The 23,263-nt window shown below is 33.5% G+C and carries 20 protein-coding genes; 7 read left to right on the top strand and 13 right to left on the bottom strand.

From position 1 onward, the window contains the following. Positions 1–82: 82 nt before the first annotated feature. Positions 83–415 carry a helix-turn-helix domain-containing protein gene (locus tag OOK82_RS00100; protein ID WP_041582615.1) on the top strand — a complete coding sequence of 111 codons (333 nt, stop codon included), beginning with the start codon at positions 83–85 and terminating at the stop codon, positions 413–415. Between the two features lie 34 nt (positions 416–449). Continuing rightward, positions 450–821, top strand: coding sequence for a helix-turn-helix domain-containing protein (locus tag OOK82_RS00095; protein ID WP_041582616.1), 372 nt, complete (start codon positions 450–452; stop codon positions 819–821). A 136-nt stretch (positions 822–957) separates the two neighbouring features. On the opposite strand, the gene OOK82_RS00090 is transcribed toward OOK82_RS00095, so the two are convergent. The 3 genes from OOK82_RS00090 to OOK82_RS00080 form a co-directional block, all read right to left on the bottom strand. Continuing rightward, complete coding sequence (locus OOK82_RS00090; RefSeq protein ID WP_264686642.1) at positions 958–1,218, bottom strand: hypothetical protein; 261 nt, start codon at positions 1,216–1,218, stop codon at positions 958–960. 19 nt (positions 1,219–1,237) lie between these two features. Beyond that, positions 1,238–2,923 carry a recombinase family protein gene (locus tag OOK82_RS00085; protein ID WP_264704252.1) on the bottom strand — a complete coding sequence of 562 codons (1,686 nt, stop codon included), beginning with the start codon at positions 2,921–2,923 and terminating at the stop codon, positions 1,238–1,240. A gap of 268 nt (positions 2,924–3,191) precedes the next feature. Continuing rightward, positions 3,192–3,995, bottom strand: a complete 804-nt coding sequence (locus tag OOK82_RS00080) for a hypothetical protein (RefSeq protein ID WP_264704251.1) — start codon at positions 3,993–3,995, stop codon at positions 3,192–3,194. Positions 3,996–4,193: 198 nt separating this feature from the next. Here OOK82_RS00080 and OOK82_RS00075 point away from each other — a divergent pair, with 198 nt between their 5' ends. The 3 genes from OOK82_RS00075 to OOK82_RS00065 are packed head-to-tail and all read left to right on the top strand — an operon-like array spanning position 4,194 to position 5,916. Next, a complete protein-coding gene (locus tag OOK82_RS00075) occupies positions 4,194–5,126 on the top strand; it encodes a hypothetical protein (protein ID WP_264704250.1) in 933 nt (310 codons plus the stop codon). A gap of 51 nt (positions 5,127–5,177) precedes the next feature. After that, positions 5,178–5,510 (top strand): helix-turn-helix domain-containing protein, encoded by a 333-nt coding sequence (locus OOK82_RS00070; RefSeq protein ID WP_264685158.1) that lies wholly within the window; start codon positions 5,178–5,180, stop codon positions 5,508–5,510. Between the two features lie 40 nt (positions 5,511–5,550). Continuing rightward, complete coding sequence (locus OOK82_RS00065) at positions 5,551–5,916, top strand: helix-turn-helix domain-containing protein (RefSeq protein ID WP_264685157.1); 366 nt, start codon at positions 5,551–5,553, stop codon at positions 5,914–5,916. Positions 5,917–6,235: 319 nt separating this feature from the next. Here OOK82_RS00065 and OOK82_RS00060 read toward each other — a convergent pair whose 3' ends face one another. The 3 genes from OOK82_RS00060 to OOK82_RS00050 all read right to left on the bottom strand — a co-directional run bounded on the left by OOK82_RS00060 (position 6,236) and on the right by OOK82_RS00050 (position 11,232). Next, the gene (locus OOK82_RS00060) at positions 6,236–7,465 is read right to left on the bottom strand and encodes an IS256 family transposase (RefSeq protein WP_264704249.1); all 1,230 of its coding nucleotides are present in this window, start codon (positions 7,463–7,465) and stop codon (positions 6,236–6,238) included. A gap of 195 nt (positions 7,466–7,660) precedes the next feature. Beyond that, positions 7,661–9,751 (bottom strand): PD-(D/E)XK nuclease domain-containing protein, encoded by a 2,091-nt coding sequence (locus OOK82_RS00055; protein ID WP_264704248.1) that lies wholly within the window; start codon positions 9,749–9,751, stop codon positions 7,661–7,663. Positions 9,752–9,759: 8 nt separating this feature from the next. Next, entirely contained in the window at positions 9,760–11,232 is a 1,473-nt protein-coding gene (locus tag OOK82_RS00050) for a hypothetical protein (RefSeq protein WP_077188281.1), read from the bottom strand. Between the two features lie 408 nt (positions 11,233–11,640). Here OOK82_RS00050 and OOK82_RS00045 point away from each other — a divergent pair, with 408 nt between their 5' ends. Beyond that, entirely contained in the window at positions 11,641–12,540 is a 900-nt protein-coding gene (locus OOK82_RS00045) for a DMT family transporter (RefSeq protein WP_264704247.1), read from the top strand. A gap of 39 nt (positions 12,541–12,579) precedes the next feature. Beyond that, positions 12,580–13,887: a UDP-glucose dehydrogenase family protein gene (locus OOK82_RS00040; protein WP_264704246.1), complete on the top strand. Its 1,308-nt coding sequence runs from the start codon at positions 12,580–12,582 to the stop codon at positions 13,885–13,887. A 17-nt stretch (positions 13,888–13,904) separates the two neighbouring features. Here OOK82_RS00040 and OOK82_RS00035 read toward each other — a convergent pair whose 3' ends face one another. From OOK82_RS00035 to OOK82_RS00005, 7 genes are all read right to left on the bottom strand, one after another. Then, entirely contained in the window at positions 13,905–15,050 is a 1,146-nt protein-coding gene (locus OOK82_RS00035; RefSeq protein ID WP_406721478.1) for an MFS transporter, read from the bottom strand. A 140-nt stretch (positions 15,051–15,190) separates the two neighbouring features. After that, positions 15,191–16,234: a threonine aldolase family protein gene (locus tag OOK82_RS00030; protein ID WP_264704244.1), complete on the bottom strand. Its 1,044-nt coding sequence runs from the start codon at positions 16,232–16,234 to the stop codon at positions 15,191–15,193. Further along, positions 16,231–17,280, bottom strand: coding sequence for a threonine aldolase family protein (locus OOK82_RS00025; RefSeq protein WP_264704650.1), 1,050 nt, complete (start codon positions 17,278–17,280; stop codon positions 16,231–16,233). Before OOK82_RS00025 ends, OOK82_RS00030 begins: the two co-directional genes overlap by 4 nt. Before the next feature lies 1 nt (position 17,281). Further along, positions 17,282–19,057 carry an ABC transporter ATP-binding protein gene (locus OOK82_RS00020; protein WP_264704243.1) on the bottom strand — a complete coding sequence of 592 codons (1,776 nt, stop codon included), beginning with the start codon at positions 19,055–19,057 and terminating at the stop codon, positions 17,282–17,284. Continuing rightward, a complete protein-coding gene (locus tag OOK82_RS00015) occupies positions 19,058–20,047 on the bottom strand; it encodes a phytanoyl-CoA dioxygenase family protein (protein ID WP_264686622.1) in 990 nt (329 codons plus the stop codon). It abuts the gene before it with no gap. Positions 20,048–20,051: 4 nt separating this feature from the next. Then, entirely contained in the window at positions 20,052–21,728 is a 1,677-nt protein-coding gene (locus OOK82_RS00010; protein WP_264686621.1) for a WG repeat-containing protein, read from the bottom strand. Beyond that, the coding region (locus OOK82_RS00005; RefSeq protein WP_264704242.1) for a glycosyltransferase at positions 21,689–23,263 on the bottom strand (1,575 nt) is incomplete at its 5' end. The genes OOK82_RS00010 and OOK82_RS00005, both read right to left, overlap by 40 nt.

Here is a 23,263-nt window from a genome sequence, read left to right as displayed (position 1 = left end):
TCTCCAACTTTCCTTCTTTTTTTCTACTTCATAAATTAAAAAATTCAATATAAGCTTGAGCAGCTAAAATTAGTAATGAAAGGTGGAATTAGGCAAAAAAATAAAAGAACTTAGATTATACTGTGGTTTAACACAAACTGAGTTGGGAAAGAAAATAGGCGTTTCGTATAGACAAATACAAAGGTACGAAAATAGTTCAAACCAAATTTTGGCCAGTAGGCTATACGACTTAGCAAAAGCACTATCGATTAATGTGGCTGATTTTTTTACTGATGTGCATGTCGACTCACATGAAACTTATGATGAAGAAATACTAAAATTAGTCAAAGGATATAATGAAATTAAAAGCAAAAGGTTACGTAGCGTAGTTTATATATTGGTAAAATCTTTTTCTCAAAGTTACAATGAGAGTTAGTATTGCTTCAATACCTCAGTTAATATATTAATAAATGATTGTACAAGATGAACAACATCCTATTGATAAACAAATAGGTGAAAGAATAAGGAAGAGAAGGTTAATATGCGGTTTTAGCCAAAGAGACTTAGGAAAAAAGCTCGGAATTTCATTTCAGCATATACAAGGATATGAAACTGGAGAGGTAAGGCTTGTAATTGATAGATTGTATAATTTGGCAGAAGCTTTGTCCGTTGATATGTCATATTTTTTTACCAAAGCTTCTGAAGACTTACACGATAAGGCCTTTTGTAGCGATGTGGGTAGTGAAGAAATATCAAGGCTAGTGAGGGAATACAGGAAAATTAAGGATGAAACGTTGCGTGATATTGTGCATTCAGTGATAAAAGCGCTTGCCAATAAATAATATTGCCTGAATATATCTTCAATCCACTTCTACAAGCAATGCTAGTTAAGGTAAATTTTTTATGGTAATTTTGATTAAATTTCAAGAACTACTTTACTTTGCAATAATTATGGCTATGTAAAAACATAGCCACCAATCAAGAACGTCCTACAGATGTCGTTTTGGTATCTTTTAATTTGCTCACCCAAGAAAAGGTCTCACTACTTTTAGAATTTTGGTCGCCCCACCTTCCACATCTAGTAAAGCTGCCTTTTTCCACTACTTCTTTAACAGACATTCCACCAAATAAACAACCCTTTCCTACGATTTCTCCTATTTCTTGCAACTCGTTCCACATTTCTTCATCTTCTACCTCAACTTGTACTTGATGATAGTCTTCTGTGTCATGATATATCATTAAATTTAGCTCTCCTAGGCTAGTGCAAAGTGTTACTGTAAATACACCTACGACAATGTTGCAAATTTTTATTTTCCTTTCCATTATGTCCAGAAGAGTTCGGTAGCTCTTTTACGCGAAATACCACATTTACGTCCTCAAGGTTAATTTCAATTCTCTTGACCAATGTTCTGATAATATCACGTTTAGTTAACCAGTCTGCGTTATCAAGGTTTAACGTAATATTGGAAGAAAAGTCTTCTAAATTGGCCACAACCAGAGTTACCTCCTGTTCTAATTCCTTTTGATAAAATATCTTTTTCTTCTCTTCTTTAATTGTTTTTAAGCTTTGTTTCATTGCTTTAATTCGTGGTTCAAATTCCTCTTGATTGATATATTCTTGAGCATAACTATCGATAAGTCTAGCAATACCACGTTTTAATTTATTTTCTTGTTTCTCTAGCAGGTCACTTTTTTGATCCAATGATGATTTTTTTAGTTCTGAAAGCCTACGCTTGTATTCTTCTAAAATCCTGTTTGGATTTTTCAATAACTGCTTAACCTCTTCCCACACAGCTGTTTCTAATGCATCTGAGCGAATGGGTTTATTGTCACAAATCTTATTACCACCAAAACGGTAAGAATCTTTACCACTACAACGGTAATATGCATAATGACCACCTTCTTCTTCTCGTCTACTTCTCATGCAAGTTCCGTAACATCCGTAATTACAACGCTTACATATGACTAAACCTTGTAGTAAGTACTTTGCTCCTCTTTTTCTTGTCCTTGCTACTTTTCTATTTTCAGCTAATTGTTCTTGAACAATATCAAATATATCTTCATCTACTATATTTGGCACTTTAATATAAATCCAATTTGCTTTTTCAACAGGATAGACAGAGTGGTTACTTTTTGGCTGCTCACAAGAGCCTTTCTGTGGTCTTACTTGCTTTAATCTTACTCCTAACCTTCTTCTACCAAAAGCTGCTTGTCCTTTGTAAGCAGGGTTTTTCAACATACTCCAAATTGTACCTTTATTCCAGCGTTCTTTTCCTTTTTGTGTCTTAATGGACATAGTATTTAGCCGACGACATACTTCCCCAATACTTGTTCTTTCTCTGCCTATCCACAAAAATACTTTACGAACGACATCAGCTTCTTTTTCGTTAATCTCAAATAAAGCTTGTCCTCCTCCCATATGCTTATCTATATAACGATAACCATAAGGAGCTCCTCCCATTACATTTACATAGCCTTTGTTAGCTGCATAGATTTTACCACGACGACTTCGTTCCATAATTTTCGCACGTTCATATTCTGCTATCATACCTTGCATTTGTAACAGTAATTGAGATTCTGGGTTACCGTTAATCTCATAATTTAAAAAAACCACTTTTGCTCCTGCTTTTTCAAATTCTTCAATCAGCACCATTTGATATGCATATTTTCTAGATAAACGATCAGGAGAATGAATGTAAATCTTATCAATTTTACCTTCTGTTACTTTATCACGTAATTTTTCTAAATCAGGGCGGACTAAATGAGATCCACTGTAGCCGTTATCAATAAATTTATACTCACTTAACAATCTGTATCCGTCCAGATTAATTTGCTTCTCTAAAGCTGCAATTTGACTTTCTATCGTATTTCCTTCTACTTGTTTCCCCGAAGAAACTCTCGCATATAAACATACTGTTACCATTTGACCCTCCTTGAATCCCATTTTTATGTTTTAAGTTTTTTTGACTTATTTCCTTTGACACTACCTTTTCATAAGCATCTGATAAGCATTGTTCTGCTAACCGATTAGGTTCATAGCTACAGCTAATTTGGATAGCTAATCTCTTGTTTCTCATGACTTTTCCTTGAAATAATATGTTCATATCATTCCTTAAAGCCGATGGTTAATTGATTATTAGCGCTATAAGTAAATCGGACTCTTGGTTCTGGACACAGAAGTTTTCGAGAAATGGTTTTCTCTAGTTTTATTTTTATGTTTTTTGCAACATTGTCGGTAGTGTAAAAGCGCTGTTATCGGATATATCTACGTAATTTCTTTTACCGTCTTTCCCAGTTTTGACCTCAACTTCACCATCACCTATTTTTATGATATTGCCACCGAGATTTAAATCTCCCTTGCTCAGGCCCAAGTTTTTTGCGCCTTCTACAACTTTGGCAACATCAACTATGCAGCTATGTGAAAATTCCATATAGAAGGTCTTATTATCAATTTCTACATTTTCAACAGTTCCTTCTATAGTAGCGTTCTCTCCAACTTCCCTGAGCTTTTTGAGCCTACTATATATTTGTGGCTCAATTTCTTTTTGCACTTTTTCAGCTATTTTCTTATCAACTTGTACATTAAAATCTGCTCCATGTAAGGCTAACTTCCTGATTATATCTTCTTGTTTATTTCCTTTGAACTCATCACGATACATCTTAAACATTGTAACGTTAGCAAAGCTAAAGCCATCCTCATTGGCAGCATTTATTCTTATTCCTAAATCCAAAACTTCATCGACAATTTTACTTAATTTGTCTATATTTTCAGCTGCAATAGCTTTTTCCAAGAATTCATTTAGTTTCATATTTTCATATTCACTTAGCCTTATCTTGCATAAAGCTGATCGAAATGGATTGAGCTCCTCAGGATATGTTAAGACAGGTAATTTACTAATCTTTTTATTTGCTGTTGGAGCAGCTTTTATAAAATTAGGTAATAACCCTTCTTTTGCTATTCGCTCTACCGCTTTTAACATTTTACTAGACAATTTTTTACCATTTATTTTTTTCATTGTAACCCTCACTTAATTTCATTACTATTCGATCATATCGTGATAAATATTATTTAATTGTTAATATTATACGACTTATTGATTTACTGTATATTATAATAACAAGTTTTGCGGGCATCTACACTAGAAAAACACATCCTATAAAAATTATTTCAGTTTCAACAAAAATGGGGTATCGTAATCGTAAAATTGAAAAAAATGGATATCCTATCTTACTCTACTGAAAAGCTGAAAAAGCATTGTCAGCTACTTGATGATGAAGAAAAAATAGTTCTATATGAGCAGCTGCTAGACAAGGCTAAAGACATACTTGAAAATTCAAGAGATAATGTTTCTGAACTGAAAAAGATCAGTAAAGCTGCTTTAGCAATAGAGGAAACTACCGATAAGCAGTTACTAGAAAAGTTTAATGATGACCACCCGCTAAGAGAATTGGATATTCTGATCTATTCTCCTCAAGGAAACACTGACGTAGCAAACTATTTATTCAGTATAGATAACTCATCAGAGCTTTATGATTTAAAAAAAGATAAGGATAAAGCTCTTTATAATGCAGTTAAGTCAAATGATGTTGAGCTCATAAAAAAGCTGCTCATGATTCTTGTACCTGAAAAAGTAAGTAATTTTGATACGAAATATTTGGAAGAATTAAAAATATCGTTATCAGGAATTCACAAAGAATTTCAATTATCACAAGATATGAAAAATTATCTTGTGAAGACGATAAAGTTCTATAGTTTTTTATGTAGTAATTTTAGCTTATTAGTTGCAAATCCTACTGATGTAAAAGCTATGATCAATCTGTTTGCTACCCAACCAAATATTGATTACCAAATAGATAAGCTTCTGCTTTCTTTTATTGTGAAAGATGTTGAGGAAAAAAAGCTGAATTCTGAAATCAAACACATGATAGAGCTTCTTGAGCAGCATGAAAGATTTGTTGAGCTCGAATATAAGGTTAGAAGATTAAGATCAGAGTTTGCATGTGGCAAAAGCAGATACTCGGCTGAAGTAATACGAAATAGCATTGCAGAACGAGAAAAAGAGATGAGGGAAATTGAGAAAAAATACGTAAGGCCAAACGATTTAATTAGCGAGAGGCAGAAATTATTAAAGCAATTACTTTGCTAGCTTTTTTTCCACTTCATAAAATTTGTTGTAAATTTGAATAAGAGGTGAAAAGTGCAATTAGGTAAAAAAATAAAACAACTTAGGTTAGATCGTGCTTTGACACAGACCGAATTGGGAAAGAGAATAGGTGTTTCGTATAGACAGATACAAAAGTACGAAAATGGTTCAAATTGTGTTTTGGCCAGTAGATTATATGATTTAGCAAAAGCACTATCGATAGATGTTGCTAACTTTTTTACTGATATGCACACTGACTCACATGAAGCTTATGATGAAGAAATACTAAAGTTAGTCAAAGGATATAATGAAATTAAAGGCAAAAGGTTACGTAGTGTAGTTTATACATTGGTAAAATCTTTTTCTCAAAGTTATAATGAAAGTTAGTACTACTTTAATATACAAGTTAAGGTATTAATAAGTGATTGTGCAAGATAAACAACATCCTATTGATAAACAAATAGGTGAAAGAATAAGGAAAAGAAGGCTAATGTGTGGTTTTAGTCAAAGAGACTTAGGAAAAAAGCTTGAAATTTCATTCCAGCATGTACAAGGATATGAAAGCGGAGAGATTAGGCTTGTAGTTGATAGGTTATATAAATTAGCAGAAGTACTATCGGTTGATATGTCGTATTTTTTTACCAAAGCCTCTGAAGACTTACATGATAAGGCCTTCAATAGCGATGTAGGCAGCGAAGAAATATCAAGGCTAGTGAGGGAATATAGAAAAATTGAGGATGAAACTTTGTGTGACATTGTTCATTTAGTGATTAAGGCTCTTGCTCACAAATAATACAGGTTTTAAAGTACAAATACCTGGATATTTTCATAACATGAAGAAGTTTTCAATAAACCATTGCGTCAAGTTAAGGAAAAGTAGAATAAGGAAAAAAGAAGATGAAAAAAAACTATTTTATATATTAAGTTAGTAATTTATAAACTTTTCTAAAATAATTGCAACCGTTCACAGAGATAAGGTAGTGCAAGAAAAGGTTGTAGCAGAAAACGCTTCTAAGAAACTCCCTCAACCAGTTCATCTTTTTGAACTAAGATGTAGCCAAATTCCTGTGCTTTTTTGGGGAATGTTCAAAAAAGTGTGTCAAAGCGAATTTTTAGTTCAACTCAATTTTTAACCTATCAGGAAAAAAGATATCAAGTTGAGATATAGTTAGAGCCCAATTAGGCAAAGCCATAGCCCATTTTTGCTCTATCTTTTTTATAGCACAATATACCAATTTGTACAAGGCATTTGTACTGGTAAATGAACCTTTGGTTTTAGTAAATTTTCTGATTTGTCTGTGCAACCCCTCAATTGGATTGGTGGTATAAATTAGCCTTCTAACAGGGCCAGAATACTTAAAATAACTAGACAAATTTTCCCAATTGTTTTGCCACGATTTTATGACTAAAGGATATTTTTCACCCCATTTTTCCTCCAGTTCAAGTAAATAATTTTCGGCGATTTCTCTACTTGTAGCACGGTATATTTTTTTCAAATCATTCATAAAAACTTTTATATCTTTGCTGGATACGTATTTTAGTGAATTTCTTATTTGGTGCACAATGCATAACTGTACCTCAGCATTGGGAAATACGCTATTTATAGCTGTAGGGAAGCTTTTCAGACCGTCAACACAAGCTATCAAAATGTCTTCTACTCCTCTCTCTTTTAAGTCATTTAATACGCCTAGCCAGAAGTTAGCTCCCTCACTTTCTGCTAAGTAAAAACCCAGTACTTCTTTTCTGCCATTTTGGTCTATTCCTAATATATTGTACATGCATTTACTTATGCAATGTCCATTCTCTTTGACCTTAAAAAACATCCCATCCATAAATACTATCGGGTATACTGATTGTAGGGGACGACTCCTCCATTCATTGATTATAGGCAGTAATTTATCTGTAATTCCAGATATCTCTGCTGCAGATATTTTATGGTCATAGATTTCTTCCACATAGGATGCTATATCCCTGTATCCCACACCGCTTGCAAACATGTTCAAGACCTTTGTTTCAAGTTCTGTTGTTTGCCTTTTTTTCACTATCTGTGGTTCGAAACTTCCCTCTCTATCTCTTGGTGTCAATAGTTCAAATGAACCTGCACTCGTCTTCAAAGTTTTGCCATTCTTTCCGTTTCTTCGATTCTTTTCTTCTCTTTCATTGGATAAATGATGCTCTATTTCACCTTCTAGACTTGCTTCCAGCAGCCTTTTTACAAATGGTGTTAATGCTCCATCTCTCCCCATCAATGGTTTACCTTCCCTTATTGATGACAGTATATTTGCTTCCAGCTCTTTGTAATCTACCAGGCCAGTCGTTCCATTTTCTATTTTGTAACTCATATATCAAACCTCTATTTTTTGTTTCTATTTTATTTTTATTTCTCGGTTTGACACACTTTTTTGAACATTCCCAAACATCAAATTTTCTTGCTCAAAGACCTTGCTTTTTCTCCAACCTTACTCAAACGTACTCTAGCTTAATGCATAATTTTACCCATAAACAACCTTATCTTTGGTACTTTTATTAGTTACAAGTCATCTAGAAAACCCAGATGCTCTACGAAGCCCACCAATCAATATCAGATCCTGCTCTTGTCCTACAGCATTTAATATAGCGTATAACAAAACCATCGCATCTCCCCCAGTAATACGCTTGCATCCTCCACAAAATTCGTATTCACTTAACTGTCGATTTGCCTCCACCCTTTTTCGTTCAACTTGTTCTGCGGTGTTAGCATACTTCAACTCTATTCCAATTGGATGAGTATCATCATTTTCCGCAGATTTTGATAATACTAGGTCTATTTTCCTTCCTCTCTGTAGCTGGAACTCAATAATTACCTTGGCAGGATTATCGCAACTTTGAAATATCCCACGCAACAAAGCCTGAAATTTAGCTTCATTGTTCACGAGTAGACGGTTTCCATTTAATAACGGAGACAACAGACGAGAAATCTCATTAAATAAAACTTCATACCTAGCCCTGTACTCACCATTAACATTACCATCATTACCAAAATTAGGCTCAGCACTCATCAACTGATCTGCAAGTTGATGTAAATTCCTAACATTACCCATTTGTTCTGAAAACCTTCCCTCGAAATAACCTTCACTATGAGAACGTGAGTAAGCACGTAGTGATTCGAATTTCTTTGCAGAAGCCACTTCCAGATGACCCTGGACATCTACTTCACAAAGTACTTGACGCACCTTAGCATCATCTGTGGCTTGAGGCAGTAACGACAGGTTCAATGCCTTGTCTGGTAAAGTCTGCCACTTTAAACGACGAAAAATGTGAAGCACAACAAAACCAATATTTGATAAAAATAGAGCTAAAGTTAACGCATGGCTTACAATATCTGCTGCATCTCCCCTACCACCTGTACGTTTCATTTTCTCTCCCTGAGAGTGGTTAAATAGATACTTGGTAACCCTTACCTCCCGCCCATCATTTGTTTCTAAGTCCCTCCTTGTAGATAAAACATTTCCAAAAACAAACGATGACGTACAGGAAAAAGTGTTACAATGAGGCGATTGAGTGAACTCTGATGCTATGGGTTGTAAAAAACGTTTTACATTTCCCCTAACTCCATTTCCATGAGGATGTAGTAAACCCGGTATTAAGGAAAGACCACCTTCTGAAAAGGCCTGCACAGAAGTTCGGAGACCAGCACCTCCACGTAATTGAAAATTTAACGCTACACAAACAGCACTTGGTGATGAGGTATGAATAGGCAAAGACGAAACAGAACAACTTTTAGCATAATCTTTAGCTTGCTCTAATCCTTCCTCATCACCAACCTTCAACTCAATTATAATTGGAACCGAATCATTTGTCTGATCAACACCACGAACAAGCAAAACAACATCTGCATAACCTTTTCCTATAAGTAGCTCTGGGTAGAAATCAGCCACAGCTCGGTATCTAAAATTTACTAAAAACCCACACAGAAAACCGTGGTAATCAGACTCTGCACGAAACACTAAGCTATCTTCATGTTCATCATGGATATCAATAACATATTCCAAAATTCTTTTAACATTAGTACGCACTTCTCCTGTATCATCATTTGCCAACTCACTCATCAGGTCTAACAATTCACCTTGTTCTCTGATTGGGTTAATTTCATGAAAAATTGGAGCTCCAGGTTCATCACGTTGAGGAAATCTATCTATTTCATGAATAAACCTACATTCTTCTCCAAACCGAAATATTTTATACTCTTCCCAATCCAGATCCTCATCTTCCTGTAATTCTTGTGGAAGATTCTCTTCTACCTGCTGCTTCTCTTCTGCACTAAACCTTGACCCAGGGCTGTTCTCATTATCAGCAACAGTATAACACCTGACTATTCTTCTATTTTCTTTATTAGTGAGAACAGCAACTTTTAGATTTCCATAATTGTCAAAACGAAAATAGACTCTTTCATCTTCAACTAATATACCTGCATCATGTGCAGTAGAAAACATACCAAAAAAGAATGTAGGAAAAAAGCCAGGCTTATTAGCCGAATGCAAAAAAGATGGACAGTTGTTTAAAAAACCTACAAATTGTCTACTAAACTCATCACAACCTCCACTTAATAAAGCCCTAACTAATTCACGATCTTCATTATTACCATGCATAAATACTCCTATTTGTTAACAACTGCAGCAGGCGAAATACTAACATTAGTACCCACTAACGTAGATTGAGGACCTTCAGTGCTAGCAGAGAATAAATTCAAATTTCTCGCTGACTTACACAACTCTTCTATTAAATTGCAGGAGCTAGTTGCATCTATCATCTTAGAATTCCTTGTTTTATCTAAACTATTTGCTATCCTCTCTTTTAATGATTTAAAGCTTTTGTCTGAACAACAATCTTTAGCAAACTTTAAAATACTCAAGACCAAATCAACTTTTTCACCATCGCCAGCACTTTGAGTATCCTTGCTGTTCTCCTGATCTACAATCAAATTTGAAATTGCATTTTCCATTGCAACAAAAGCAATCCTATCTTTAAAAGGATCGACAACATTTATTTTATTTTGGTTAAATACACTAGATTCCCAAAGACTGCTAATAGCTGACCTTGCTTCATTCCTGTTATCCAAGTCATAATCTTTAGAAACTACAACAAATGAAAGCGATGAGAGAAGATGTGCATATCCTCTAGGTGAAAGCATTTTCTCTACTTCAGATCTTGAACATCCCTCGCTCAAGTACTGGATAACATACTTAGTTGTGCAAAGAAAACCGTGCTCTACTAAGTAACTAAGAGGACGATAGATCACACCCCTATCTTTCTTATTCGGTAGCCCAAGTAGTGACTTATGATCTACTTTTGCGCTTATGACTTTACCTAGAAGGGAACTTAAGGTAGAAGCAAGTTTATAGCTAGATTGCAATGGAGATAATTTTGCAATAGCAGAAACTAGCAATTTTTCTCTCTCTTCTTTCACTAATTTTTCTTCAGAACACAGACGATTATAGAAGTGTTCCACTCCCTTACTCCACTTGAAATCTACAGCCTTATTAAATCCATCTTCTGCTTCTATATTTTCTCTAAGGTTACCTGATTCTTGATCAATCCAGAAATTGAAAACAGGATCACGTCTTCCCATGGAACTTAACAATTCAACTCTTGCAAGCTTATCACTGCAAGCTAAATTCCTATCTTCCTCACATGCACCTTTATGAGATAAGTCAGATCTAAAAGACTCTAACGCCTTGTCAAATAATTGCTTAATTTCACTCTCTACACACTCAATACATGCTATTTTATATATAGCAAATGGATTCAACACACCTGATTTAGCTAATTCTCCTACCAATTTAGCAACATCTAGTGTCGCACCTGACCAACAAGATTCATCACGAAACGCATTACATAAGAGGTCCGATTGCTCAACGGTTAGACCCTCTACTGTTACAGGGTGAGCCTTGACCCATTCCTCAATAGCTGAAGTTCTATCACCTTTAACAACATCCTTCAGCTTACTTATTACTTTGCTAGAGATAATCTCTTTATTTTTTTTAGGATCAGAACTGAGACGAGATCTTTTGCTTGGGCCTGCATTACCCTTCAAATCTTCCGTTCCACGTTTAGTTTTACTTTTTGGCATCTAATTACCTCAAAATCAAATATTCAATGAAGGTATTATACAAGCATTAGAATAATATATAAATCGAAAAATTAGTGTGCACCTAAATTTAAGCAGTAATTATAGACCTGCTGCAAAAGAGGAGATATTAAAGAGAGATGTAGCAAGAGGGAATGAGCTTAAATTATCAAATTAACGTTATTCTACTTTACCTCACTAGCATTTTCCTTACCTTGAGCCTTACTATTACTCACAAATATAAACGTTCGTTACATAGCTCTTAATATGTCTAAAGAGACGAAATTTCCCGAATTATTTATAATGAACCCTTACGATCACATTCTGGGGACGTACATCAGAAAACTTTTATATTATTAGTTTTGTAGTAAAATTATATGAGTACATCGTATCTATTAAATCAGAAGCTTTATGGATTACAGATTGAGAGCTTATTTGTTTGGGGTTATCTGGTTTATACTTAGCTTACTTAGTAGTGTAGCTAATGATACTATATCAAAATATCTAAGTTTACATCTTCAGAGTTTTGAAATAATTTTTTTCCGCTTTCTGTTTACCACTATTACCCTTGTACCTTTTATGTTTTACTATGGAATGGAAGCTTTTAAAACAAGTCAAATATCTATTCAAATAACTAGAGGTGCATTGTTGTTTTGTGGAATGTTCTTATGGACCTATGGATTGAGTATTTTCCCCATAGTAACTGCAACGATTATAAGTTTTTCTATACCATTATTTGTTATACTTCTTGCAATCCCTTTACTAAACGAAAATATAATTTGGCAAAGATGGATAGTAACTATTATTGGTTTTGTTGGTATTGCTATTACCACCAAAGCTCATAGTGAAGACTTTAATCCTAAAATTCTTATTTTTATTGTATCTGCGTTAATCTTTGCTATATTAGACATACTTAATAAGAAACTTGTGATAAAAGAGTCAGTAATAAGTATGTTATTTTATTCAGCTCTAACGACAACTATTTTTTCTACTCCACCTTTGTTATTTTATTGGCATATGCCTTCCTTGTTGGAATTAATATTACTGCTGATTCTGGGAATTAATTCAAATCTAATTTTGCTCTTTATGTTAAAAGCTTTTACTCTTACTGATGCTACTGCACTTGCACCTTATAGGTACATAGAGCTAATAATTTCTGCAATAGTAACATACGTTATATTTAATGAATTACCTGATAAAAGTGCTTTATATGGTACTTTGATATTAATACCATCAACCTTATTTATAATTTATTCGAAAGGTAAGGCAATTAAGCAAAATAATGTAACAACAAAAGTTTATAATTGTTAATGGTATTTATTTAAGCTACATTTTTAAGGTGATAGTAAAATGCACATAACTATTATAGGAGTAGGGTATGTAGGATTAGTATCTGGTACAATGTTATCGGAGCAGGGCCATAAAGTTGATTGCATTGACATAAATACTGAGAAGATTGAACTTTTGAAATCAGGGAAAATTCCCTTATATGAACCTGGATTAGCAGATTATTTAGAGAATAATATAAAGTCACAAAGGATAAGATTTTTTGATTCGTATTCTCAAATAAATCCCAATGCAGAAGTAGTATTTGTAACTGTAGATACTCCATCAGACTCCCTAGGAAATGCAAATTTAAAGAATGTATATAATGCAGTAAGTGAAGTTTCTGAGAGAGTTAATCAAGATTGCTTAATAGTGATAAAGTCAACTGTTCCTCCTGGTACTGCAGAAAATATACATAATTATTTATCTAATAAGGGCTATAACTTTGATTTAGGAGTTAATCCAGAGTTTCTCAAGCAAGGCTCTGCAGTATCAGATTTTTTATACCCAGATAGGATAATAATAGGAGTAAAAACTAAGCTAGCTAGGGCAAAACTAGAAGTTATATATAGATCATTTATAGATAAGAATATTCCGTTAATAGTCACTGATACAGTTACTGCTGAAATGATTAAATATGCTTCTAATGCCTTTCTAGCAACAAAGGTTGCTTTTATCAATGAGATGGCAGGTTTATGTGAGCTATTAGGAGCAGACATTGACCTTTTAGCTAACAGTATGGGAATGGACCATAGAATAGGTAAGGAATTTCTCAAAGCTGGTCCAGGATTTGGAGGATCATGTTTTCCTAAAGATTTGTCAGCTTTAATAAGGCTTGCTGAAGACCACAATGTTAAGCTACAAATTTTAAATTCAGTTAAGGAATCTAACTATAATCATATAACAAACATTGCTAAAAAGGTAGAATATGTATTAAATGGAGTCCAAAATAAAAAAATAGCGATATGGGGGCTAACTTTTAAGTCTGGTACTGATGATGTAAGAAATAGCCCAGCTATAGATATTGCACAATTGTTAGTGAATAACAAGGCTAAAGTTACTGCATATGATCCAATGGGGATGGATAATGCTAGGCAAGTTCTAAAGGATATAGAGTACGCAGACAATGCTATAGGGGCTGCAAGGGACGCGGAAGCCTTGTTATTGTTAACGGAGTGGAAAGAATTTAAAAATCAAGATTTTGCAAGTTTAAAGAGTATTATGGCTGCACCTAATGTTTTTGATTTCCGTAATTTATTAGATAGTGAGCTGTTACTAAGATATGGTTACCATGTTTATTCCTTGGGTAAAAAATCTATCTACAAAGTTTAACTGTTGAGAAATGTTTTTTACACCGCTTTACTTAGTTTTTTAAGGCCTTTGCTTGATAGTATGGAAAAGCAAACGAGTGCAACAACAGAGCAAATGGAAAAAAATGAAAACATAATACTGTTACCACAGTGCTTAACAAGCACTCCTAAGAGCACGCATGAAAATATTGAACTTGCAATATACCCAAATAATCCTGTTAAGCTTACAATTGCACATACATTATTTTGTGGAGCAATTTCTACAGCTATAACACCTGTCAGTACTTGCACTCCAAATATAAAGAATCCTGATAAGATTGCACCAAGGTTCATAAGAATTATATTTTGACCAAAGTTCATTGCAATAAAAGTGAGTGCTATACCCAACATATAAAGTGATGCCAGCAAGCTTCTATTTTGAAAGAAGTACATATCACTAATTCTTCCTGTGATTAAAGTTCCAAGGATTCCACCTAAATCATATACGCCTGTTATTAGTGAGGATTGTACAAGAGAAATTTGTAATTTATCCTTTAAAATTATAGGAAACCAAAAGAAGATTCCCATTTTTATAATATAAGCACAAAAAGTAGCACAACATAGAAACCATATAGAACTTTTCACTTTGATACCTATCTGAGATTTTTGCACCTTATAATAGGTAGTAAAGTTGGCACTTTCTTTGTAATATGCTTTTAATATTATATAAATTCCAAAAAGTAAGCATAAGAGACCAGAGTACAAAAATGCACTTTTTGCATCATAAATTTTAATTATGCTTGGTAATATAATCAAAGTAACACAAGAACCAAGTTGCTGAGATGCGCTCATAACTCCCCATGATGATGCAATTGAAGAGATGCTAGAGTTTGTAACCATAAACTTGGTAATAGCTGGCCAACCTAACCCTTGTGTCCAAGCTAATAATATTAATGTTAACAGTAATAAAGTTAGATTATTATATGATAAAGTTATACCAATGGTTAATAATCCAGTTGCAATATTGCATAGCCCAAACATAAATAATGGATTATTTTTGGAGTCCATGATTATTCCATTAACGAATTTTGATACTCCATAAAAAAAAGAAAAGCAGGCAAAAAAATAGCTTAATTTTACATGGTCAGTATCTATTAACAGTGGTAGAGCAATTGGTATACTTTGTCTTGATAAATAAAGCAGCATATATCCACAGAAGAATAGCAAATATTGAAAGAAGACAAAGTTCACACCTATTCCCAAATAGCTCTATGCAGATGCTAGCATAATACTATATTGGTATAATATTGTTTGACAAGAAGTTTGCAAACAATTAGTGCAGAAAATTACTTACTTAGTATCTTTCTTATAGCAGATACAGTAGTATTAATATCTTCATAGCTTATATCTCTATGTGTTATAGCTCTGATTTTACCTCTTATGTTAGCCATTCTAATTCCATAATTTGTAACTAGTACGTTTATTAATTCTTGAGTAGATATACAATTAGTACGTAATGAAAAATACGCTATATTAGTTTTGTATAGGTCGATATCAATTATAACTTGATCTATGGAGTCTAGGCCTTCTATAAGGTGCTTCATCTTTTTATGATCTTCCTCTAAACAATTTATATTATTATGTAAAGCATATAAACATGCAGCTGAAATAATGCCAGCTTGGTGCATACCTCCGCCAATTTGAAACTTATAGTACCAAGCTTTTTCAATAAACTCTTCACTTCCAAGCAATATTGCGCCCATTGGAGCACCTAATCCTTTACTAAAATCAATGAATACCGAATCAAAATAACTTGCATACTCTTTTGGAGATATTTTAGTATGAGCACAAGCGTTGAACAGTCTTGCTCCATCTAAATGAGTGAATACGTCATTCTCTTTGCAGAGACTTGAGATCTCTTGAATATATTCTAAAGGCCACACAGCTCCACCACCAAAATTTGTCGTTTGTTCGATAGAAACAAGCCCAACTCTCGGAATATTTCTTAAACTAGGACGAGTAATAAACTCAACAATTTGTTCTCCAGTAAATATTCCTCTCGTACCTTTGATGGGCAAAGGAGTGGCATGTGCCTGGGCTGCGATCAAGCCAGATTGTACTATGAGTGGATGTGAAGTTTCATCAAGCAGCAAGTAATCACCAGGTCTTTGAATGTGTACTTTATAAGCAATTACATTGGACATCGTTCCTGAAATCAAAAAGATTCCTGCAGGTTTACCTAATATTTTACATGCGGTTGCCACTAATTCGTTTACAGTTGGATCTTCACATGCAGCTTCGTTTCCAACTTTTGCTTTAGCCATCGCTTCCCTCATTTTAGCTGAAGGGTCAGTGTTTGAATCGCTAAAGAAATCTATTTTTATTCTCATATTAAATTTAACACAACCTCCTTTATAATTTCAGCAGCTTTCATGATGTCTGTTTCCTTTGTGCCAAGATGGGTAACTGCTCTTATATGAGACTCGAGCCAAGGAAAAAGTAATAAACCATAAGCTTGGCACTTACTCAAGAAAACCTCATTAGTTACATTTAGTGCTTTTATACTAAAGCTTACTATATTAGTTTCTGGATAAGGTAGTACCAGTTTTATGTGTGGAATTTCCTTAATCTTGTCTGCAAACAGTTTGGTGAGTTTATTGTCTTCTTTAAGCCTAGAAATATTGTTCTGTAGTACATACTTTGCTGCATTAGCACAATACCCTATCTGATGATAACCACTACCTAGCCAAACCTGTAGCTTTTTAGCCCTTTCAATTATCTCTCTTTTACCCATAAGCATTGAACCAAAAGGAGCGCCAAGTCCTTTAGTAAAAGAAAAGCTCATTGTATCCACATATTTAGCATAATCTGCTAAAGCAATATTTGTTTCGATATGAGCATTAAATATTCTTGCACCGTCTAAATGAAGATTTACATTGTGAGCTTTTAAAAAGTGATATAACTCAACTTGTTTTTCAAAAGGATAAATTTTACCATTAAACCCATTTATACTATTTTCTATAGAAACAAGACTCACCTGAGCAAAAATTTTATACCTCGGCTTAGAATTAATAGCATATTCTACTTCATCAACATCTAAGATTCCGCTATTATTTCTAATACAATTAAATACGATATTATTTACTTTTGCATTGCCTGCGCTATCGAAAAAATTAACGTGATAATTATAATGAGTTATTAGTTCATCACCAGGACTTGTTTGACTGGCAATGGCTAATCTATTTGCAAGCATACCGCTGGTTACAAATAATGCTTCTTCTACTTTGAATAATTGTTTGCAATATTCTGATAAGTCATTACAGCTTTTGTCTTCACCATAAGCAAAATCTCCAACAGTTGCATTACTTATTGCATGTATAACGTTGGAGCTCTGCAGAGTTGTAGTGTCACTTCTCAGATCAATAATTTTTTCCATCTTATTTTTTGCCATTCAAACAACCAATTTGAGCATTCCAAAGTTCTTTATAAAGACCGTGCTTAGAAACTAGTTCAGCGTGTTTACCATCTTGGACAATTTTTCCTTTGTTAAATACTAGAATTCGGTCCATGTGTAAAAGTGTAGAAATACGGTGTGCTATAGTAATCGTAGTTTTATTTTTCATCAGTTTAAATAAACTCATTTGAATTGTTTTTTCTGTTATAGAATCTAACTGACTAGTTGGTTCATCGAGAAATAATATTGGAGCGTTTTTTAAAAATGCCCTGGCTATTATTATTCTTTGTCTTTCTCCTCCAGATAGCTTGATGCCTTTTTCTCCAACTGTAGTTCCATATTGATCTGGTAGAGTCATAATGAAATCGTGAATACCAGCCAGCTTTGCAGCTCTCATTATTTCTTCTATAGTAGATTGAAGTTTACCATATATGATGTTTGCTAAAATAGTATCATGAAATAACAATGGGTCTTGAGGTATTACAGATATTTGTTGCCTCAAAGAACTCTGTGTAACTTCTGATACTATTTGATTATCAATCTGTATATTACCTTTTTTAACATCAAATAGCCTTAGAATTAAGTTTATAAAAGTAGATTTACCACCTCCAGAATAACCAACTAGACCTACCTTTTCGCAAGGATTAATGGTAACTGAGAAATCTTGAAATAATGGCTCCTTACCTTCATAAGAAAAAGAAACATTGTTAAACGTTATTCTTCCACTTAATAAATTTAATTCTTTAGCATTTTCCTTATCTTGAATTTCTGGTACGGTAGTCAAGATTGGCAATGCATCTGAAACTTTGCCGAAATGAGTAGAAAATTGGGTAAGATTCCTAGTTAGATGGTTAAGAAACTCTATAATCGATATATTAATTCCAAGTACAAGAACAATATCTCCTATTGCGATTTTGTTCAATTGATAATCATGAATTAAAAAATACAAGTTTACTGCTTGGAGTATATCGAATGAATAGCCATATATAAACCAAAGACAAAAGTATGCCCATTGTAATTTTCTCTCTGCAATAGTTCTTTTCTTGCATATTTGAAAAAATTTGTGTCTCTCATGTGCTTGCTGAGAAAATAACCTTACTGATATAACATTTAAAATACTATCTGCTATACTAGCTATTACTTGTGAATTTTGTTTAGAGTAATTATCAGCTAGTTCAGTAAGTACACGAAAGCTGAAAATCGATACTAAAATAAAAATGCTTACCCAAGTGAATGTAGCGATTGCAAATTTTATGTTTACTAATGATAAGGTATAAATAGCTAAGACTAATGCTATGCTGTAACCGAAAAAACAATCTATAAGCAATCTTATTAACTCTATCACACTATCCATTAAGTTACTGACCTTATGTACTAAGCTTCCAGATAAATTGTTCTGATAATAGGAATGGTCGTGTTGGAGTAGCCTACAAAAAGACATATCAGCTATCTTTTGACGCATTAAGGTAAACATTCGAATGTCAACAAAATAGCCATAGAATCTAAAAGCAGTAGTGATAAGTAATGCCATACCAAGATAAGCGCTTACAGGTAATAAAAGATTTTCAATTACATTACCTTCCTGATATTTTACAGCTGTATCTAGAATATTTTTTACTAAATACTTTCTAAAAGACAAATCAACAGCTACCACCAGGGCAACTAAAGACATTATAAGTACATTAAGTTTGAATTTAGATACTATATTCAGGATGAACATCAATACACATTTGAAGCTATCAACTCTACTTCTGTTCATTTATAATGCTAGCTCCACTACGTTGACTTTTTTATTGAGAAATACAAGTAGTGAAAACCATAAATTTTTGTATATTTTTCCTGAGATGTCTCCAGCATCATGTAGTGCTGATGCTTGATTGAGAATAAGTAGCTTATATAAATCTCGCTTAGCCTTAGTAGTGTCGATCTCAGAAATATTTGTAGTTGTGTCTGTAATAAAGGCTAACCAGCTCTTGATAAGTTCTTCCATGTTTTTTGCTTTTATACTTTCCTGGTAGCCAAATAATGACAAGCATTCTCTCAGTATAGATTCTGTTAACTCACCACAATTGAGTATACCAAAAACTGAAGGCTGAGGTTTTGGCACATAGGGAAGGTTTTGATCTTTTACAATCCACCTTGTTACATAAGCAAATCTATCTTTAGCATCTGTATTCTTATCACTACCATGCCATAACCGTGAATCAAAAATTATTGCATCTCCTGCTGAAATAGGTAGTGACTTAATTTTGTAATTTTCTCGGTTATTTGAGTACTGATCAAAAAAATATGGGTACCAAAAATCAACTAAAGGCTGTATTTTCCATTTATGACTGTTTTCTATAATTTGTAGTGCACCTGAAGTTTCACTGACATTATTCAAAGCTAACCAAACGGAAAAGTGGTAAGGATCATCGAAACTATAGGAGATGTCTTGATGGAAGGGAACTGCATCTATTAAATCAGCAGTTTTACATATAACATTTGATTTTTTCTGCAGTATCTGACACTGAAGTGACTTTTCAAGGTAATTTTTAATAATTTTATCTAATGCTTGAGAGATAATTCTAGTTACTTGAGATAACATGCCCCATCTGCCGGTACAGTTTAAGTAGTCAGAAGTTGAAACACTTAATTCTTGGGATAGCTTTGATATTTTATTTGTTATATCACTTAAAGACTGAGTTATTAGCTTTAAAGGAACCAGATTTTTGATAATAAAAAAACCATTTTTTTGTAATGTTTCCATGTGATTAACATCTGACATCAATAACTGATAAGTAATCTGTTAAAGGTAAAACAGCAAAAATTTTGAATCCTTTTACTTGTTTGAGTATTTTTTCCCAATCGTTTAATGTTCTTAGTTTACCTCCTGTTTCAACCATGACATTAATATCTACAGAGCCTCCAGTTGGAGAGCGGTAATCTAAAATAGTTTCTATCAATAAAATACGAGATATTCCTTTGACCAATTTTAAATAAGACAATACTTTATCATCATCATAGTGCTGTAGAAAGCGGCAAAAGACACCTAATTCATAATTTGTAACTGATAGTTCTTCCTGAGTTATAAGTTTGACTTTTAAATTTTCTACTAACTGTCTTGGTACTTTATGTTCGTTATATAGGCCTATAGAACCTTTATTGTGTATATCAGAATAAGCAAGAAATAAAGAGTGTACACCAAATAGCAATATATTCTTAGCATCATCTATATTAATTCTAGAATTAAACTCTTTAGTATCAAACCTAGAATATCCTAGCAATGCTTGGTAAAACGCTATTTTCTTATTTTCTGATGCTTCTCTTTCCTTAAAAGATTCAAATGAAGAGATTGACTTCTGTTTTAGTATATCGGCAATATTTAACCAATTCTTTTCAGCGGCAACTCTTGCCCACATCGTTGCTGCTTTTGGCAAAAATGGTATTCCCTTAAAACACTTACCTTTTGATGATAGTTGCCATAAGTCCTTGTCCTTATCGTAATCAATAAACCCTATTTCCCACAACGCCCTTAACAGCCTTTCTAGATTTGGTACGATAATGTTTAACTTTTTAGATAAAACTGGCGTAGTTGCAGGTAAAATATTTAACAAATCAAGTTCAATAGCAACGCTTGTTAGGTAAGTTTTCCAAAAGGCTGAAAGTTCTGCAGAAATCCTATGCACTTGAGATTCTTTACCTAAATCAAAAATACTAAACTTTACATTTCCGGTAATATCGATTTGTCCTAACACACCTTCAAAAGTTTCAACTTTTGCCATCCCATTATAAAATGCTTCTACCATTTTAAATCTCTGCTGGTAAACAGGATCACCATTAATATCTATATGAAACCAACCATGTTGATCTTCTGCAATAGAATACCCTTTATGAAAAACATTAAGTTTTTTATACCATTTATTATGTACTAACTTTCCATGATGATTAATATGTGTAGCTTTACTATCCTTATAGACTACAGCGATACCATCCTTAAAATCTCCAACATAATCATATTCCTCCTGATAAATCCTGTTGCCATTTAAATTAATATGAAAACATTTATCATGTCTTCTAACTACACAAGCATCTTCCTGATAATTTCCAATCCATTGATACGACTGTTTGTATACTCTACATCCAGATGAATCAATATGGTAACACCCTGTATCATCTTCTACAGCCGCTCTATTAAAGTAGAATCCAAAAGTTTTTAGAAATCTATGATGATAAACTGCTTCTCCTCTCACATTGATATGATAAGCGCCTATCTGATCATAAACCGGTGCAAGAACGGGCTCATGAAATTTACCAACCTTTATAAACCTATTTTCATACAAAGGATTTCCTAGCAACTCGTGAAACCTCTCACACGGTGAAATTTTAATAGATCTAAGATTATCTTTGATTAATTGATCAAAGGTTTTCTCATGTTGCATGTTTTGCATAATTTGTAATTTAAATAATTCTTTTGTAAGCTTAGGTACTCACTACTCTGCCATATTTCCTCGAGTTTAACCTCATTAACATTACCAAAATTTCCTAATGTCTTACGGAGTTCATCTGGGGCACAGCAAGGACTAAACTTTCCTTCATTGTTTATCCATGCTTCTTTACCTAAAAATGGGCATTGACCACCTGGAGCCAAATCCTTAATACCTTCTTGAGAAAGGATTGTGAAATTTTCTAATTTTATCTTTTTACCATTTGGCAATAGCATATTATCTCTAAGTTCGTATAACCTTCTCACCTCCGTGTTCCATCTACTAATTGCTAATTCATCTCTTCTCATAGATAGATCCTTAATTTCCTCAAAATGTGCCCAAAGATGATGTCCTTTAACTCTATCTATGCCATTTTTTATGGCCATCTTAACTATGTCATAGAGTTCATGTAAATTACTTTCCAAAAATGTTAATTGTAAAGTAACGGTACACCTTTCACCTGTATCGCTAAAGTATTTATCTCTAACTTCAAGGAAAGTTTTTAAATTTTCTGTCACTACTTCCCATTTTGAACCTTTCATGATTCTTTCATGAGTTTCTTTAGTTGCCCCATTCCAGGAAATCTTAACATCAGATAAAATTGGTACCAATAGTTCAGCCCATTTTCTAGCTCCTTTAATAGGAAAAGAACCATTGGTTGTGAGGTTAAGCTTAAGGCTGAACTCATGGCACAAATTGATTATTTCATCAAAGCTTTTATACATTAAAGGCTCACCCATAGTAGAAGGAATGATTTCCCTTAAAGGTGTGCCAGCTGCTTCCTTAATTACTTTTCTGATAGTTTCTATCGACAGTATCTTAGGTTTTATTCCTTTAGCTTTCTTTTCTTCTTTAACTTTGCTGTATGGTGAAAAACATTCGCACATTATACAAGCAAAATTACAGTAATCTGGATTAGTATCAAAAGTAATTCTCCAAGGACCGGGTTTAACAGCTACTGATTTGCCTTTCTTTTCAATAGCATTACGGTAAATCTTGTTAAGTTTTTCAGTATGCTCACTTATAGAAGGTATATTTCCATTTTCAGTATAAGGATAGCCTTTTTGGGTAAGTTTATTGTATAACTCCTGATTTGTAGATAGGACTTGCATTTTTTCTGACAAACTACTTGCATCTCTGCGCTTAAATAATAGTCCATCTCTTACATATTCTGCCATACCACCATAATCGGCTGTTATAACTGGTATTCTAAGTTGCTGTGCTTCATGTATTACTAACGGTGAATTTTCACCCCAAATTGAAGGAACGACTATTGCATCGACTTTATTAAATACGTCAGTAACTATATTCTTATTATCATAACTTCCCATCCACTCTATTCTTTCTTTAACAACAGGTGAAAACTGATCGGCAATTGCTTTTAAAGCTTTAGTTTCTTCTCTTGCTGCTCCCCAGATTCTAAGTTTTGCTTTAGATGGTAAGTGAGAAAAAGCCTTTAGTAATAGGTCAACACCTTTTTCGGGAGTATGAGTACCAAT

It is taken from the genome of Wolbachia endosymbiont (group B) of Apotomis betuletana (genome assembly GCF_947250475.1).
GTDB lineage: Bacteria > Pseudomonadota > Alphaproteobacteria > Rickettsiales > Anaplasmataceae > Wolbachia.
This window is presented reverse-complemented; position numbering and strand designations above follow the sequence as displayed.